The sequence below is a fragment of the Ruegeria sp. CK1 genome (genome assembly GCF_056536545.1).
Window position 1 is genome coordinate 238,165 of the sequence record NZ_JBQFPX010000003.1, and the last position, 17,417, is coordinate 255,581.

The window sequence follows — 17,417 nt, forward strand, 5'->3', positions numbered from 1 at the left end:
AGTCAAATCCAGGGGCCTTTAGTCTGCGGCCCCCGCATCAGTACCGGACTGGCAATACAAAAATTCAGCTTCTATCAATTCGTAAAACGCATCGCGCCCAGCCAAACCAAGCGCCTCTGCATAGGAATCAAGATCATCAGGTACGTCTTGGTCAAGATAGGATTCAAAATACCACAACAGCACGTTTAAACGATCTGCGGCTGAATCTTTTGCTGGAATGGTAGACTGCGCCTTGTTGATCGCTCGATCCCGAAGCCTCGTGTATTCGTTTGATCGACGTAGTTCCGACAGAATTTGGGCGTCCAGTTGACCTGCCCGCAAAGCAACAGTTGCCTGAATCCGGGCGCCATCGGCCATCAAATCTTCGAAGTTTTCCGGGCTCAAATCATTCGCATTGATCCAATCCATCAGATCAGACCGACGTAACAAACCCACATTGGCCCTATGATCGTCCATTTGTTTGACCAAATCGGAACGATCAGGGTGACGGTCGCGTCGACCGGCATCCTCGCCAGACAAAAGGGCGAGCGCAGCGCGCTCTCGCATGCGCGCGAACAGTTTTGGCTCCAAACGCAATTCGTCTAAAACAGTGCCGTCAATTACCGGCTGAACTGTATCGATCCGTTTGCATAGTTCCTTCCACATCAGGGTGCGCTCGGTCCGTACAGAGTTGAAAGAGGGCAGGGGATCTTCGGCCAGATGATCTGACATGCGAACAAGCATAGCGCGCGCATCCTCTGCCTTGGCGTCGATGCGACCTGAGGGCAGCCATTCAGAGAATGCCGTCATACCTGGCAATTCATCCAATGCATCTAGAATATCGGCCCAAACCCGATGGCGATAGTGCATCCCTTTTGCATGGCGCAAAATCTCACCAGCCGAGGCCGACGATAAAATCCCGTTACTTTGAGCCTTTGCAACGGTCGCGCGGATTGACACCATTGGTTCGCTCAGTGGCTGAAATCCAAGTTCAGCAGGGCTGTGAAGCACTGCGACCTCATCGTCATCCTGCAAAACTCCGCTATGATAATCCTCGAAGATTTGTCCAACGCCAATCATACCGAAGTCGGCTAGTTCGGCAGCGCGCAAAGCTCCCATGCTGGAACTGCCGAATACCGGAATACCCTGTTCGATCGCCCAAAGTATTTCCTTGTGCCAGACGGACGGAACGCCTTCAAAAAACCCATCGATGATGCCGATCGCGTCTGGCTTGTCCCGCACGGCACGATAGACGTCGCCTTGGCGGACGGGTGGAAGTAGTTTGGCATCCAAATAATCTGACACTGCCTCAGGCGACAGCGTCGGGCCAACAAAAACCACAACGGTCATGTCAAACCCTCTGCCACGCGCAACGCCCGAACGCCGGGGACATAGTCCGGATCATCGTGCGGGGCCTCAAGACCTGGGATAACCGCACGAACAACCGCGATATCAAATTCCGTGCGCGTCAGGTCCACCAAAACCACCTGCGAAATGCCCGCACTTGCGAGGCGTTGTAGCAAAAATTCAAGATCTTCGTCGAAAGACCCGGTGACGTGGGAAGGGCAGTCGGCAAAGTCTGCGCTGGCAACGGTATTTTCAATCAAACTGCGTACATAGCGGGCCCGGTCTGCTTTGGCGGTATCCGTGAATTCCTCGGGGTTCAAATCATCTCGTGCGCCGGAAATATAGGTTAGACGTGTTTGCGCCGCTTCGGTTAACGCCCGCAACAAGGCCATCGCCCGATCCGAGTGGCAGCCATCACCGATGCCAATATGCCCAGGTTGCCCGCCACCCTCGCATATCATGCAGCGGAAACTCGCAATGCCTATGTCCGAAGTTGTATTCCAAAGCCCGATCTCCAACCCCGCCGCAGTAATCATTTCGATAGCCTGACGGCAACGCGGATCATCAACACTGTCTGGGTCAAGACGCGATGGCGCTGCCATGTGGTTCCACAGCGTTGTCGCGTCCCTTTCAATCAATTCACAGATGGCATGACAGCTGGCTTCAGCCAAGTTGTTCCCCGAAGCCAACCCGTTGGTGGTTCGAGGAAAGGCCTTTTGTCCGCCGACCGGCGCTGAAGTGTAGTCTGTGTCGACCATCTCAAGCGGAACCCAACAGGGGGCATCCTCACCCAAGTCTCGACCCAATACCCAAAGCATGTTCGCGTTAGGATCAAAGCGTCCACCGGTTACGCGTGGAAGTCCGGCGACATTGACGACTTTCGCTTCCAGTGAAAGCTCTGGGTATCTTGCAAGTCGTTGGGGTAGCTGCACCCGTTCGGCATGCCAGGATTCGATTGCCTCCATAACGCCAGACGCTTCAGCTGCACGTAACGATAGGCCCTTGCCCAGCGATACCGCAACTGATCGAGAGTTTGGCCGCGACACCATCACCGTCGGTAATCCGATCCGGTCCAGCCCAGTCAGATTAGCAATCCGAGTGATGCCCATTTCTTTCAAAAACGGTTTAACGATCGCGAGGGTTTCTTCGGGATCACGCAGCCGATGCGTATCCAGCACATATTGCTTCTGCGATCCATCCGGCATTTTACTGACCTTGCTAAAATAGGTGACCGCAACGTGAAAATAACTGCGCCGGGTCAGTCGATTACGCACAGGATGAGGGATCACACCCGCTCGGTCAACCGCCCGGCTCTAACAGTTGGTGATGGTCGACTGTGGCACATGTTGCTGTGTCGCCAACTTATTAGCTGGCCTCTTACGAATTCTATCCCATGATCGAACATCCAATTACGCAAAGTCTCATGCGAGTGCATTAAGGCGTGATGTTCAGCCAATTACTTAGCGGCTATGCCGGCCCATTTTTCGCCTAAATGGAGCAAATTTAAAAGTGAAAGGGGGTGTGAACTTTAAAACCGGCGCTCCGTCGACTTGTATGAGAAAATCCTAGACTTAATGCTGCCCAAGTACCTGCAAGGTTGGTTTCTTGATCGACTTGCTAGTGACGCAGAAAGGCTTTGGTTTCATTGGTATCGATTTGTTCAACATAGTCCAAAAGGGCTAATTCACGCTTGGGTATTCGATTTTAAATTATTCGCTCAAAATCAATGGTAACCACCTGTCCAGTGCCGTCTAAACAGCAATCAAAGGAATTTGCGGTCGCTCCAGATAGCGGGCTTACTACATTCTCTAGCCAATACGCGAAACACGCTTAGGTTTCGATGTGGGAGTAGTACGTTTGTGTGTAAACAAAGGTGAATACCTTCCGGTCGACTACCATAAGTTCGGTCGTGAGAACGTACCTCACTTGAATAACGTTCGAAGATCGGTGGAGCGCAGCGTTAGCGTAAACCTCAATTGAATCAAAACCGACAACACCGCAGTTGATCAGGGTTTGTCACCCAAAAGTACTAGGACAGGTAATCTCAAAAATAGCAGTGCAAAGTTCGCGATACGATTTGGCTCAATGACCTTGCTGAAATCACCAATTCTGATCCCGACGGTTATCGCCGTCATCCGCCTAAATTTCCATCTTTAGGCGCCGCGTCGCGAAATCGACAGCATGTTATGGTGTAACCTAGAACACATGCTTGGAAAAACATGTACATAAAGTTTGACTTTGACCGGGGTATGGGGCTGATTACTCAATAGGGCAGCGGATAGTACGCATATTGTTAACCAGTTTTCGGGTCGTGTGAACAAGTTCATAAACACGGCCTTGAGCGTTGGTGTAAGCGATGCGATAAGAACAAAAAAAGTCTGACAGGCAAAAGGTTATCGGGGACAAAATGGACCTATCTTCATATCTGGAACCCAGGAGCGAAGAGCCTCCTAGCGGAGAGAATCTGGAGTATGATCCGGCTTTCACAGATCTCGAAATTGCAGCACAACCCGGCGAAGAGCGTCAGATGGGGGACGAGATTGTCGCCGCTGAAGAGCAAGATTGGGGCGATGTTGAAACCAAGTCCATTTCTGTCATGGATCAAAGTCACGATCTGCGCGCTGGGATATATCTGGCCGAGGCTGTACTTCACACGAAGGGATTGCCTGCTTTCGCTGCTTCCATCGGTTATGTGAAATCTCTGCTTGAGGATTTTTGGGACACCTGCCATCCAGAACTTGACGAGGATGATGGTGACGCCACGATGCGCATAAATGCAGTGCGTGGATTAGCCTCATCAGACCGGATGGTTCGTGCGCTGCGGCGAACCGGTCTTACAGACAGTCGCATGTTTGGGCGAATGACGCTGCGCCATCTGGACGTTGCGGAAGGCCGGATTAACATGCCGGCGGACTTGGACGATATTCCCGATGCAAACAGCGTAGCCGCAGCATTTAAAGACACCGATGACGAGGTTTTGTCGGAAAATGCCGATGCGATTGCTTCGGCGCTGGACGACATCGCTGCAATCGACACGATTTTTTCCGAAAAAACACCTGGTGAAGGTCCCGATCTTGAGCCTCTGATTGTGGCGCTCAAGAACATTAAGCAGTCCTTGGCGCGGTATGCCGATATCGGAGAAGTTGCCGATGACGAAACTGACGACGATATCGGATCGCCGGTTGCCGCAGCCACTAGTGCTGCAGGTCCGTCTGGCGGTGGTGCAATCAACTCACCGGAAGATGTCACCAGAATGCTGGACCGCATCATGGACTACTACGCACGCTGCGAACCATCCAGCCCGCTGCCTATTCTGCTGGAACGGGCAAAGCGCCTTGTTAATGCCGATTTTCTGACAATTATCGAAGATATGGCGAAAGAAGGTCTGGATGAGGTGCGACAAATCGGTGGTCTGAAACAAGACGACGATGACGTTTATTGATCCGTTTCATGTGTGTGAAACACTGGATCGCAAAGAAAAACTGATGGATGAATCGAGGAGCATCAGATGGCTGACAGTTCACAAAAATTCATAGCCCGGAACAGGGCTCCTAGGGTTCAGATCGAATATGATGTCGAGCTGTACGGGGCAGAAAAAAAGGTTCAGTTGCCTTTCGTAATGGGGGTGATGAGCGACCTTGCCGGTAAATCCGAGGTCGAACAACCTGCAGTGGCTGACCGAAAGTTTCTGGAAATTGACGTAGACAATTTCGACGATCGGATGAAGTCGATGGCGCCTCGCGCAGCCTTCACCGTGCCGAACACTTTGACCGGCGAGGGAAATCTGGCGGTCGATATCACATTTGAAAGCATGGATGATTTTAGCCCGGCGGCGATTGCGGCCAAGGTCGAGCCGCTCAAAGAGCTGCTGGACGCCCGTACGCAGCTGTCCAACCTGATGACATACATGGACGGCAAAACCGGGGCCGAGGATCTGATTGCCAAGATTATGCAAGACCCATCCCTGTTGAAAACGTTGGCAGCCCAGCCCAAGCCGGGCGGCGACGCTGCTGAGGAGGAGTAAAAGATGGCCGAAGAAGCCAAGGTAGAAGCCGCCGAAGGTGCAACAGCGTTTGGATCTTCTGAGTTTGAAGAGCTGCTGCAGAAAGAGTTCCGCCCGAAATCCGATCAGGCCAAAACCGCTGTTGAAAGCGCAGTCAAGACGCTGGCCGAGCAAGCTCTGGCCAATACCGGTCTGATCTCAGATGACGCGCTGCGTTCGATCGAAGGGATCATCGCCGAGATCGACAAGAAGTTGACCGAGCAGGTCAACCTGATCCTGCACCATGCGGATTTCCAGCAGATGGAAAGCGCGTGGCGTGGTTTGCATTATTTGGTGAACAACACCGAAACCGACGAGATGCTGAAAATCCGCGTGATGAACATCTCGAAAAAGGACATGCACAAGACCTTGCGCAAGTTCAAAGGCACCGCGTGGGATCAGTCGCCAATCTTCAAGAAACTCTATGAAGAAGAATTCGGTCAATTCGGTGGTGAGCCCTATGGTTCGCTTGTGGCGGACTACCATTTCGACCACAGCCCGCAGGATATCGAGCTGTTGGGTGAAATGTCCAAGATTGCGGCCGCAGCACATGCTCCGCTGATCACCGGCGCCAAGCCCAGCTTGTTCCAGATGGACAGCTGGTCGGAACTGGCCAATCCACGCGACCTGACCAAGATCTTCCAGACCCCGGAATATGCTGCTTGGCGGTCCCTGCGCGAAAGCGAAGATTCCAAATATGTTGGATTGGCCATGCCCCGATTCCTGGGCCGTCTACCCTATGGTTCCAAGACTGAACCGGTCGAAGAATTTGCGTTCGAAGAAGACACCACTGGCGCCAACAGTGACAGCTACAGCTGGGTCAATGCGGCCTACGGTATGGCGGTGAACATCAACCGCTCGTTCAAGGAATATGGTTGGTGCTCGCGCATTCGTGGTGTGGAAAGCGGCGGTACGGTCGAAGGCCTTCCCGCACATACTTTCCCGACGGACGACGGCGGTGTGGACATGAAGTGCCCAACCGAGATCGCCATCTCGGACCGACGCGAGGCAGAGTTGGCCAAAAACGGCATGATGCCTTTGATCCACCGCAAGAACAGCGATTCGGCGACGTTCATTGGCGCACAATCGTTGCACAAGCCTGCGGAATACGACGACGCGGACGCAACCGCGAATGCCAATCTGGCTGCGCGTCTACCCTACCTGTTCGCGACTTGCCGCTTTGCACACTATCTGAAGTGCATGGTTCGCGACAAAGTGGGCTCATTCAAAAGCCGGCAGGACATGGAGTCGTGGCTGCAGGATTGGATCAACCAATACGTCGATTTCAACGCCGATATTTCGGCCGAAGCCGAAAAAGCACGCAAGCCTTTGGCCTCGGCTGAGGTGGTGGTTGAGGACGTTGAAGGGAACCCAGGATACTACACGTCCAAGTTTTTCTTGCGTCCGCACTATCAACTGGAAGGCCTATCCGTTTCTTTACGTCTCGTTTCGAAACTTCCATCTGAAAAAGCTGGATAAAATCATAAAAAAGTTGGCGGCGTGTGATGTGTTTCACTGCCGCCGACGATCCCCTCGCTAAATTCCATCTTATAAACCTTAGAGGAAGGCAAAATGGAAAACGTATTCGTAAAAATCGACGGCATTCCGGGCGAAGCTCGGGAGAAGGCGCACAAGGACTGGATTGCTTGTAAGTCCTTTGCCTGGGAAGTCGCACGAACCCTGGACATGTCGGATTTGGGCACCACCCAGCGCGGTTACGCGAACGCTAACTTCGGCAAGATCAACATCAACACCGAACTCAGCAAAGCTTCGGCCAAGTTGATGACTTATGTTGCTTCGGGCAAGGCCACCAAAGAAATGACCGTTCATCTGTGTCGGACGGGCGATGATGAGAAGAAGGGCATGGAGCCCTATCTGATCATCACACTGCGCCATGCGATCATCGACAGTTACTCGGTCGATGGTGGTGAGGATTCGATCCCGACCGAAAGCTGGACAATCGCCTATCGCGGTATTTCAGTGAAGTACAAGATTGCCGACTTCAACACCGGCAAGCTCAGCGATGCCAACGAGTTCCTGTGGAACCTGGAAACCGGCGACGTCAGCTAATTTTTCAAACACGACGGTCCCGGCGGCACAGGCTGCCGGGACCTTTGCACTCACTCCATCCTGACTGCGCGAGGATCACATGACGCCGGAAGAGCATCTCAAATCAGGCGATCTGGCGGCCACGTTGGCCACGCTGCAAGACAAAATCCGGGCCAACCCCGCAGACGCCAAGCTGCGGATTTTTCTGTTTCAGTTGCTCTGCGTTATGGGGGACTGGAAACGCGCGATCACCCAATTGAAACTGAGTGCGGAAATGGACGAAGCGGCCACAATGATGGCCAAGACCTACCGCGAGGCGATCATTTGCGAAGTGTATCGCGAGAAGGTGTTTTCCGGGGAAAAAACCCCGATGATTTTCGGCGAGCCCGAGGAATGGCTGGCCCATCTGATCGAAGCCCAGAAGCTGACAGCTGGGGGGCATTTTAATCAGGCCGCAGAGCTTCGCGCGCGCGCATTCGATTCTGCTCCGGCCACATCCGGCACCGTGAACGGTGAGGCCTTTGAATGGATTGCAGATGCGGATATGCGGCTGGGTCCGGTACTCGAAGTCATCGTTAACGGTCGTTATTTCTGGTTGCCGTTTTCGCAGATCGCGCGGATCGAGATCGAAGCCCCGTCTGATTTGCGCGACGCGGTCTGGACTGCCTGTACGCTCACCGTGTCCAGCGGCGGCGAGATGGCTGCGCTGATACCAACGCGGTATGCGGGCACCACCGAAGGCGGCGATGACGCAGCCCGTCTGGCGCGTTCGACCAGTTGGGCAGACGCCGGTGCGGATACATTTGTTGGTCTGGGTCAGAGGTTGTTGACAACGGATAAATCCGATGTCGCGCTGCTGGATATCCGCGAACTTGTATTGGACGTGGCCGTCGAGGCTGGGGAAGCGGCAGGAGATGGCTGAAAAGACACTTGTTGAACGCCTACAGCCTTCGCTTCTTGACCGATTGACGGATGACGCACCGGACGAGAAGAAAGAAGGGCGCGACGCGCGTGTCATTGACGTCGGACGCCTTAGGGAAATCATCCAGCGCGATCTGTCAATGCTGCTCAACACAACGGATCAATCCGATCTGATTGACGAAGAGATTTACCCATACGCGGCAAAATCCGTTCTGAATTATGGGATTCGCGAAACCTCCGGGTCTTTTTCGACCTTGCGACAAGCGCAGCGCATCCAGAAGTCCATCGCAGAATCGATTGAGGTGTTCGAGCCCCGGATCATGAAAGGTTCAGTTGCGGTTGATCTTCGCTCGGAAAAACGGTCGGGCGAAATGCATGTTGAGTTCGATATCCGCGCCGTTATGTGGGCGCAGCCGATGCCGTTGGAGCTTTATCTGCGCAGCCGAGTGGATGTGACCACAGGCGAAGTCGCGATTGAGCGGAGCTAGACGCCATGGATACGCGACTTCTGAAGCATTACGAAACCGAACTGGCATTTTTGCGGGAGATGGGGGCTGAGTTCGCCAGCGCCTATCCGAAAATTGCTTCACGGCTGGGTATGGAAGGGATCGAGGTTGTCGATCCGTATGTTGAGCGTTTGCTGGAAGGCAGCGCCTTTCTGGCCGCTCGGGTGCAGTTGGAACTTGAGATGCAGTTCCCGGCCTTCACCTCGAACCTGCTGGAGATCGTTTACCCGCATTATTTGGCTCCGACGCCATCGATGATGATCGCTCAACTTGAGCCGGACGTAGGTAACGCCGCGCTTAAAGAGGGGTACCCGATTGCCCGTGGTACGACGCTTCGCGCCCGTCTGGCCGAGGGTGAGCAAACGGCGTGCGAGTTTACCACATCGTCGGACCTGACACTTTGGCCAATTGAGATATCTGAAGCGGAATACATCGATGGCCGTGGCGAGTTAGTGGCCGCAGGTGTCGCCCGAGATGCCGATGCTCGCGCCGGCATTCGGTTGCGGCTGAACCGGACTGACGGCGAACCGATGGCAGAGCTGGAGATGGACAGCCTTGTTCTGCATTTGGACACGCAAAGCGGTAAAGCTTGGGGACTGCATGAATTGCTGTCTACCCAATGTGTTGGACTGACCGGACGATCAACGGACCGGCGTGCAGATTGGACAGTAAATCTGTCTGATGCGGACGTGATTCCCAAAGGGTTTGAACAAGACGAGGCGCTGTTGCCGACACCCCGTCAGTCCTTTGATGGGTATCGTCTGCTGCAGGAATATTTCGCAATGCCGGAACGGTTCCTGTTCGTCGAACTCACCGGACTCAAGACCGCGCTTAAACGGTCGGCGGGCGCAGATGTCGACATTTACATATTGTTCAAGGAAGGAATGCGCGACATTGCTCCGGCTGTGACACCAGCGGCCTTTGCGTTAAATGCGGTCCCTGCCGTGAACTTGTTTCACCGCCGTTGTGACAGGGTACACATCACCCAGATGGACACCCAGCATCATGTGGTGCCGAACCGGACGGCGGGGCTGGACTATGAGATTTTTTCAATCGAAAAGGTAACAGGTATTCAGTCTGACGAGGATGGCGACATCCCGTTCCGACCTTTCTACAGCGATACCGATCTGACGGCAGCGGGGGACAATCACTCGGCTTATTACACCGTCAAAAGGCGAATGCGGCAGCGTAATGAAAAAGAGCGGCTGCGTGGTGTAAGGACCTCGTACCTGGGGTCCGAGGTTTATCTGACTCTGGTGGACCGTGCCGAGACACCATATCCCGGATCGCTGGATCAGTTGGCAGTAGAAGCACTGTGTTCAAATCGCGACCTGCCTATGCTGTTGGCAGCAGGCGGAGACGATGTGTTTCACCTGCCCGATGGAGGACCGGTCAAATCCGTGCGGACGCCAGTTACTCCTACACGGCCTCATGCGACGCTGGCTCAGGGCGATGCGGCGTGGAAGTTGATCAGCCATCTGAGCCTGAACTACTTATCGATTGCAGGGGATGGGAAAGAAGGCGGAGCAGGGGCCCTGCGCGAGTTGCTGGGCATCTACGCTCCGTTGGGCAACCGGGTGACGGAAAAGCAGTTGGAAGGCGTGGTGTCTGTTACCAGCCGTCCTATCGTTCGCCGCATGAGCGATGAGGTGCTCAGCACCGCCGTGCGCGGATTGGAAATCACGCTGGGATTCGACGAAAGTTTTTATGAAGGGACGAGCGTATACGTCCTGGGTGCTGTGCTGGAACGGTTCTTCCGAAAATACACAACGATTAACAGTTTCACCGAAACTGTGCTGAAAACCGAACGAAGGGGAGAGATTGCCAGATGGCGACCAGCAGCCGGCCTGGGCAGGATCATCTGAGCCTGTTAGCCGCTCTGGCGGCGGACCCTGAAAGACATCACGTCTTTCAGGCCCTTCGGATAATTGAAGCGCATTACAGTGATGCACCACGGTTGGGGGAATCTCGTCGTCCACGCGAGGATCGTGTGCGTCTTGGGCAAGACGTCTCGTTGGCTTTTCCGCCAAATACTCTGACGCGGTTTGAACCTGCTTCGGACACTGCGCCGGGTAAGCTAAATAACCTGTTCTTCGGGTTCTTCGGACCGCAGGGTCCGCTGCCTCTCCATCTGACTGAATTCGCTCGCGACCGGCAACGCAATCACCGCGACCCAACCTTTGTCGCATTTGCTGACATGCTGACCCACAGGTTGATGAGCTTGCTGTATCGAGCCTGGGCAGCAGCGGAGCCAGCCCCCAGTTTTGATCGCGGTAATGACCCGTTCGAACAGCGCGTCGGAGCTCTGGCCGGGTTTAAAGGCGCTGATTTGCAAGAACGGGATGCAATGCCCGACATGCTGCGCCGCTTTTTTGCAGGGCATCTGGGGTCAGGAACAAAAACGGTCGAGGGCTTGATCGCGATCCTGTCAGATTACTTTGGGGCCGAAGTGCATGTTCAGCAATTCATCGGTTCCTGGCTGGAACTTGAGCCTGACGACACATGGCAGTTGGGTGCACCGGCGCGTCTGGGACAGTCAACCAGTATCGGTAACCGTGTCTGGTCTCGGTCTGCTAAGTTTCGCATCCGCATTGGGCCTTTGTCATTGAAAGATTACAGCCGCCTTTTGCCGGGTGGCGTTTCGCAGCAGCGGCTGGAATCGATCGTTCGCACTTATGTCGGCGACACATTGGACTACGAGGTAAATCTCGTACTGGCAGGTGACGAGGTGCCGCGCGCTTCGCTGGGCGGAACCACACAGTTGGGCCACACAAGCTGGATCAGAACTGGAAACGACCCGGACCAAGATCGTCCTGATGCCGACGATCTGGTTCTGTTTCCCGGATATGCAACGCAAGAATTCGAGGCCGAAGAACCGGCCCATGCTGAGAGGTAACGAAGATGACGGAAATCAGCCGCATTTCGCTGTTTGGAAAGTTGAACAAGCTTGGATACCAGGCCATTGAAGGGGCCACAGTGTTCTGCAAAATGCGGGGCAATCCGTATGTCGAAATTCAGCACTGGCTGCATCAGATTCTGAACGGTCAGGACAGCGATATTCACCGTATCATCCAGCATTACGACCTGGACCCGGGTAAAATCGCGTCCGAGCTGACACGTTCACTGGACATGCTGCCGCGCGGAGCATCGTCCATTTCCGATCTGTCCGATCACCTGATGGATGCGATGGAGCGGGGCTGGGTCTGGGGGTCGCTGCTTTATTCCGACAGCAAGGTTCGGACCGGCTATCTGATCCTTGGAATGCTGAAGACGCCAGCTCTGCGAAATATTCTGGCCAGCATGTCGCCGGAACTGGCAAAGATCGGTGCGGACGATCTGGCGGATAGCTTTGCGAAGGCCACCGATGGCTCGCCCGAGGATACTCTTGGTGCGCAGGACGGATCAAACGTGGGTGGCGGTGCAGAACCTGGTGAGGCCAGCGGTGCGATGGCCCCCGGTGCGATGGGTAAAGGCGAGGCGTTAGAACAGTTCTGCACCGACCTAACCGAACAGGCCCGCAATGGCGAGATTGATCCCATCGTCGGTCGTGACGAGGAAATTCGTCAGATAGTCGACGTGCTGATGCGCCGCCGCCAGAACAACCCAATCCTGACCGGTGAGGCGGGCGTCGGCAAAACAGCTGTGGTCGAGGGCTTCGCTTTGCGCATCGCGCGCGGGGATGTTCCACCAGCACTGAAGGACGTGCGTCTGTTGGTTTTGGATGTGGGGTTGTTGCAAGCCGGGGCCAGTATGAAGGGTGAGTTTGAAAACCGCCTGCGGCAGGTGATTGATGAGGTTCAGGCCAGTCCAACGCCAATTGTCATGTTTGTCGACGAAACCCACACACTGGTAGGCGCGGGCGGTGCGGCAGGTACCGGAGATGCGGCCAACCTGCTTAAACCCGCACTGGCGCGGGGCACGTTGCGGACCATCGGTGCAACCACGTGGGCGGAGTACAAGAAGTACATCGAAAAAGATCCGGCCTTAACTCGGCGTTTCCAGGTCGTGCATGTCGAGGAACCCGATATTCCAAAGGCGGTTCTGATGATGCGCGGCATCGCCTCTATGCTAGAAAAACATCACCGGGTGCAGGTGCTTGACGAAGGGATCGAGGCGGCAGTGACGCTATCGGCTCGCTACATTCCGGCGCGACAATTGCCCGACAAATCGGTCAGTCTGTTGGATACAGCTTGTGCGCGTGTCGCCGTTTCTCAGCACGCGGTTCCCGCCGAGGTTGATGACAGCCAGCGCCGGATTGAAGCGCTGACAACCGAGCTGGAGATCATCGAACGGGATGAGACTGCAGGCTATGACGTAGCTGATCGGCGCGAGGCCGTGAACGCCGCGAAGGAGGCGGAAGAAGCGCGACTGGCAGAACTGACAGAGCGTTGGGAAGCTGAGAAGAAGGTTGTCGAAGAAATCCTCGAGCTTCGCGCCAAGCTACGTGAAGGCGGGCAGGAAGTTGAGGGCACCGGCACCGCGGAAGGTGAAGCTGCGACCGAAGAAGCCCCAGCAGCCGAAGCGCAACCCATCGACCGAGAAGCCCTCCTTCAGGAACTGAAGGCCAAGAATGCGGAGTTGGAGACATTGCAGGGCGACAGCCCGCTGATCCTGCCCATCGTGGATCATCAGGCGGTGGCCAGCGTGGTCGGTGATTGGACCGGTATTCCCGTGGGTCGCATGGTTAAGGATGAGATTGAGACGATCCTGAATCTTGAAGAGCGTTTGGCAAAGCGCGTGATTGGTCAGGATCATGCGATGAAAATGATCGCCAAGCGGGTGCAGACCAGCCGTGCCGGACTCGACAATCCGAACAAACCCATTGGTGTCTTCATGCTCGCAGGGACCAGTGGCGTCGGTAAAACCGAAACCGCACTGGCGCTGGCCGAGGTGCTGTATGGTGGTGAACAGAACGTCATCACCATCAACATGTCTGAGTATCAAGAGGCGCACACGGTCAGTAGTCTGAAAGGGGCCCCTCCGGGTTACGTCGGATATGGTGAGGGCGGTGTTCTGACAGAAGCCGTAAGGCGCAAGCCTTATTCGGTGGTGCTGTTGGATGAGGTCGAAAAGGCCCACCCCGATGTGCATGAGATTTTCTTTCAGGTCTTCGACAAGGGCGTCATGGAGGACGGCGAGGGCCGCGTGATCGACTTCAAGAACACGCTAATTCTGCTGACCTCTAACGTTGGCACCGAGATGATCATGGACATGTGTGCCGACCCCGATCTGATGCCAGAGCCGGAAGGCATGGCCAAAGCGCTGCGAGACCCGCTGCTCAAGGTTTTCCCACCGGCACTGCTTGGTCGATTGGTGACGATCCCTTACTACCCGCTCAGCCCTGACATGCTGGGTGAGATCACCAAGCTGCAACTGGGGCGCATTCAGAAACGCGTGAGCCAGGCTCATGGCGTTCCATTTGAATATACTGACGCCGTGGTGGAAGAGATCGTTAACCGCTGTCAGGAGCTGGACAGCGGCGGCCGTATGATCGACGCCATAGTGACCAACACGATGCTGCCAGATATTTCAGCGGAATTCCTTAAAAGAATGATGGAAGGGCAAGAAGTTAGCAAAGTCGTGATCGATGTCACAGACGGCGACTTCACATATGGATTTGACTGACCGGGACCTGAATCACAGGGCAACCAAACAAAAGCATTTCCCGATAGCGGAGGAGCGCCGAGATGGCCAAGACAACGGACAGAACGTTTAAGAAAAAGATCGTCGACCTTGTTCGGTCCAAACCGAAACTGCAATACATCGAAATCCCGGCCTATAAGGTCGAGGTCGAGTTCACGATCACCACGTCCTCAAAGTTTAAAAAGCCTGCCGAAGCCCCGGATATCGCCGGCGACCGCATGTGGGCCGCTGGTGAAAAAGAACTCCTGAAGTATGAGAAAATCATCAAGGAAGAAGCGGTTAAGCTCGATAAAAAAGTCGCCGACTTAATGAAGACGCCTGGGAAAAAATCCCAGGACGAGGCTGAAAAGCTGATTCAAGGCGTCAACCAGTCGATCATGAACGCTTTGAAGTCGGCCGAACCAGCAGCGCAGGCCGCTATTCAGAAGCAACTGAAGATGGAGGCCAACAAAGATAAGCTGCTGACCGAAGCACGGGTCAAGACGACCCTGAAGGTAACGAAGGCTTTCATCAAAATCGGAACCAGCGTGACTCGCGCCGTCGCGTCCTCGGGTGCAGATGTTCTGGCCTATAAAACCATCGCCAAGGAAATCTACAATCTGGGCAAAGAGATTCAGCAGCAGCGCAAGGGCGAGGAAAAGCTGCGCAAGGATCTGTATGAGGCAATCCAGAAATACATCAAGCTGCGTGGTACGGTAATCATGCAGGCCGCAGAACGTCAGGGCATCACGGATACCAAAGGGTTATCGGTGAAAAAGCCATTGGAGGCGATTTCGAAACTGGCGGACAAGGCGCTTGCGATGGGCGATGAAGTAACCAAGGGCCGCGACAAAAAGCAGATTGCCAAGGACATCGCGGATTTCGCGATCAAAGGTTATTCGAGCTATCAGAAAAGCGCCGACAAAAAGCGCCAGCTTTACCGTGAACATACCACCAAGACGCGCCAGAAAGTCGACTCTATGGGTCAGAAGGCGGACAAGATGTGGAAGCTGGTTAAGGCACAGAAAACGCTTGAAGAAGGCGTTAAGCTGGGGGCTGAATGCATGGGCCTCAAGCGGGATGCCAGCGCCATGGCGGTCAAGCTGGAAGAGCGTCAGAAATTCCTGGGTGAAATGGAAGTGCTGATGGCCGGCAATGGGTTGAAAGTGGACGACACCACCATTGTCGACAAAATCAAAAAGCTGGACAAGATGACAGTGCTAAAAGAAGGCGCTGCGATGGTGACATCCGTCAAGGGTGTCTACACTCTGGTGGATGAAATCAGCGACCTCGTCGGCTAAGCAGAAAATCCGTACCGGACGCGCTGACCGTGCGTCCGGGTCGGGCAGGAGGGCATAAGGGCATGTTGGACACAGGTGTCGAGAAGAGCGAAACGCTCCGCGAAACTGTGCGCGCATTTGTTGAGCGCAAAGCGGTGACCAACACCATTCTCGGCGTGATTATTTTCAACGCGATCACACTGGGGTTGTCCACTTCGCCATCGATGCAGAATAGCGTTGGTCACATCCTGGTGGTTATCGACAAGATCGTGCTAGGCATTTTCGTGACCGAGCTTTTGTTGAAGTTCTACGCTTATCGGTTGGATTTTTTCAAAAACGCCTGGAATATATTTGACCTTGTGGTCGTGACGCTGGGTCTGTTGCCCAATCGCGACGGTCTGTCGGCACTCCGGGGGCTTCGGGTCATTCGCGCGATGCGGCTGTTGTCGGTCATTCCACAGATGCGTGCCGTGGTTCAGGCTTTGCTGGATGCATTGCCTGGCATGGGCGCGGTGATCATCATGATCTCGATAGTGTTCTATGTTTTCGCGGTCATGGCCACACTGATGTACGGTCCCGACTTCCCCGAATGGTTCGGTACGCTGGGTCGTTCATTGTATTCGTTGTTCCAGATTATGACGCTGGAAAGCTGGTCCATGGGTATCGTCCGTCCGGTGATGGAAACTCATCCAACGGCCTGGATTTTCTTTGTTCCCTTCATCGTCATCACCGCGTTTTCAGTACTGAACCTGTTCATTGGTTTGTTGGTGAACACGATGCAGTCCGCTGTGGAAGATGAATCGGTGCAAGAGTTCTCTGTTCTGCGCGACCTTGTGCGCAGCGAAACAGATATTGTCGACGACCACGTCAGGGAACTGCTTGTTGAGGTGAAGGCCCTGCGTCGCGAAGTAGCCGAACTGAAAGGGCAGACAGATGGCTGACAGTTCGCAGAAGTTCATCGCCCGCAATCGGGCGCCTCGGGTTCAGATTGAATATGACGTTGAACTCTACGGTGCCGAGAAGAAAGTACAATTGCCCTTTGTCATGGGCGTAATGAGTGACTTGTCCGGTAAATCCACTGTCAAAACACCCAATGTAAGCGATCGCAAGTTCCTTGAAATTGATGTCGATAACTTCGATGACCGGATGAAGGCAATGGCGCCGCGGGTTGAGTTTGCGGTGCCCAACACATTGACCGGCGAGGGTAATCTGGCGGTCGATCTGACCTTTGAGAAAATGGCAGATTTCAGCCCGGCGCAAATTGCGGCCAGGATTAAACCGCTGCGCAAGCTGCTTGAGGCGCGGACCCAGTTGTCGACACTGATGGCTTATATGGACGGGAAAACCGAGGCTGAGGCTCTGATCGAGAAAATCCTTGCCGATCCTGCTTTGTTGAGCGCTCTCAGCAACAGCGAGATTTCGGACCAGAACTATGAAGAGACGCTGGATGCCCTGCGCGCCGAAGCACCCGAGGATGCGCCTGTCGACACTTCGGTGGATGATGCTCTGGCTTCGCTGCCTGAAACTCACGTCGATACGGATGAAGGCGACGAGGTTGAGGACGTTCTGGCTTCTGTTCCCGAGGTCGAAACTCCGGTGGATGACGACAGTTCCTCGCAGGTTTTGTCGAAATTGGCTGAAACTGAACCTCAGGCAGACACGCCCGATACT

The 17,417-nt window shown here is 54.6% G+C and carries 13 protein-coding genes and 1 pseudogene; 12 read left to right on the plus strand and 2 right to left on the minus strand.

All coding sequences use genetic code 11. From position 1 onward, the window contains the following. Nucleotides 1-18 precede the first annotated feature (18 nt). Together ACR0L3_RS10330 and ACR0L3_RS10335 are read right to left on the minus strand one after the other, a co-directional pair. Nucleotides 19-1,329 carry a TfuA-like protein gene (locus ACR0L3_RS10330; RefSeq protein WP_480745632.1) on the minus strand — a complete coding sequence of 437 codons (1,311 nt, stop codon included), beginning with the start codon at nt 1,327-1,329 and terminating at the stop codon, nt 19-21. Beyond that, nucleotides 1,326-2,531, minus strand: a complete 1,206-nt coding sequence (locus ACR0L3_RS10335) for a YcaO-like family protein (RefSeq protein ID WP_480745633.1) — start codon at nt 2,529-2,531, stop codon at nt 1,326-1,328. The genes ACR0L3_RS10330 and ACR0L3_RS10335 overlap by 4 nt, the downstream gene beginning before the upstream one ends. Nucleotides 2,532-3,733: 1,202 nt before the next feature. Here ACR0L3_RS10335 and tssA point away from each other — a divergent pair. From tssA to tssB (ACR0L3_RS10395), 12 genes and pseudogenes are all read left to right on the plus strand, one after another. Next, on the plus strand, nt 3,734-4,768 hold the full coding sequence (gene tssA / locus ACR0L3_RS10340) for a type VI secretion system protein TssA (RefSeq protein WP_480745634.1): 1,035 nt from the start codon (nt 3,734-3,736) through the stop codon (nt 4,766-4,768). A 66-nt stretch (nt 4,769-4,834) separates the two neighbouring features. Then, nucleotides 4,835-5,350: a type VI secretion system contractile sheath small subunit gene (gene tssB, locus ACR0L3_RS10345; protein WP_480745635.1), complete on the plus strand. Its 516-nt coding sequence runs from the start codon at nt 4,835-4,837 to the stop codon at nt 5,348-5,350. A 3-nt stretch (nt 5,351-5,353) separates the two neighbouring features. Next, nucleotides 5,354-6,847 (plus strand): type VI secretion system contractile sheath large subunit, encoded by a 1,494-nt coding sequence (tssC, locus tag ACR0L3_RS10350; protein WP_480745636.1) that lies wholly within the window; start codon nt 5,354-5,356, stop codon nt 6,845-6,847. A 93-nt stretch (nt 6,848-6,940) separates the two neighbouring features. Then, nucleotides 6,941-7,438 (plus strand): Hcp family type VI secretion system effector, encoded by a 498-nt coding sequence (locus ACR0L3_RS10355; RefSeq protein WP_480745637.1) that lies wholly within the window; start codon nt 6,941-6,943, stop codon nt 7,436-7,438. 79 nt (nt 7,439-7,517) lie between these two features. Then, complete coding sequence (locus ACR0L3_RS10360) at nt 7,518-8,339, plus strand: type VI secretion system accessory protein TagJ (protein ID WP_480745638.1); 822 nt, start codon at nt 7,518-7,520, stop codon at nt 8,337-8,339. After that, nucleotides 8,332-8,826: a type VI secretion system baseplate subunit TssE gene (tssE, locus tag ACR0L3_RS10365; protein ID WP_480745639.1), complete on the plus strand. Its 495-nt coding sequence runs from the start codon at nt 8,332-8,334 to the stop codon at nt 8,824-8,826. Before ACR0L3_RS10360 ends, tssE begins: the two co-directional genes overlap by 8 nt. 5 nt (nt 8,827-8,831) lie before the next feature. Further along, nucleotides 8,832-10,709: a type VI secretion system baseplate subunit TssF gene (gene tssF, locus ACR0L3_RS10370; protein WP_480745640.1), complete on the plus strand. Its 1,878-nt coding sequence runs from the start codon at nt 8,832-8,834 to the stop codon at nt 10,707-10,709. After that, entirely contained in the window at nt 10,673-11,740 is a 1,068-nt protein-coding gene (tssG, locus tag ACR0L3_RS10375; RefSeq protein WP_480745641.1) for a type VI secretion system baseplate subunit TssG, read from the plus strand. The genes tssF and tssG overlap by 37 nt, the downstream gene beginning before the upstream one ends. Nucleotides 11,741-11,745: 5 nt before the next feature. Beyond that, entirely contained in the window at nt 11,746-14,469 is a 2,724-nt protein-coding gene (gene tssH / locus ACR0L3_RS10380) for a type VI secretion system ATPase TssH (RefSeq protein ID WP_480745642.1), read from the plus strand. Nucleotides 14,470-14,531: 62 nt separating this feature from the next. Next, nucleotides 14,532-15,767, plus strand: a complete 1,236-nt coding sequence (locus ACR0L3_RS10385) for a hypothetical protein (protein ID WP_480745643.1) — start codon at nt 14,532-14,534, stop codon at nt 15,765-15,767. A 62-nt stretch (nt 15,768-15,829) separates the two neighbouring features. Continuing rightward, nucleotides 15,830-16,687, plus strand: coding sequence for an ion transporter (locus ACR0L3_RS10390; RefSeq protein ID WP_480745644.1), 858 nt, complete (start codon nt 15,830-15,832; stop codon nt 16,685-16,687). Then, a pseudogene (gene tssB / locus ACR0L3_RS10395) lies at nt 16,680-17,153 on the plus strand (type VI secretion system contractile sheath small subunit); the annotation flags it as partial. The gene ACR0L3_RS10390 and the pseudogene tssB (ACR0L3_RS10395), both read left to right, overlap by 8 nt. Nucleotides 17,154-17,417 lie beyond the last annotated feature (264 nt).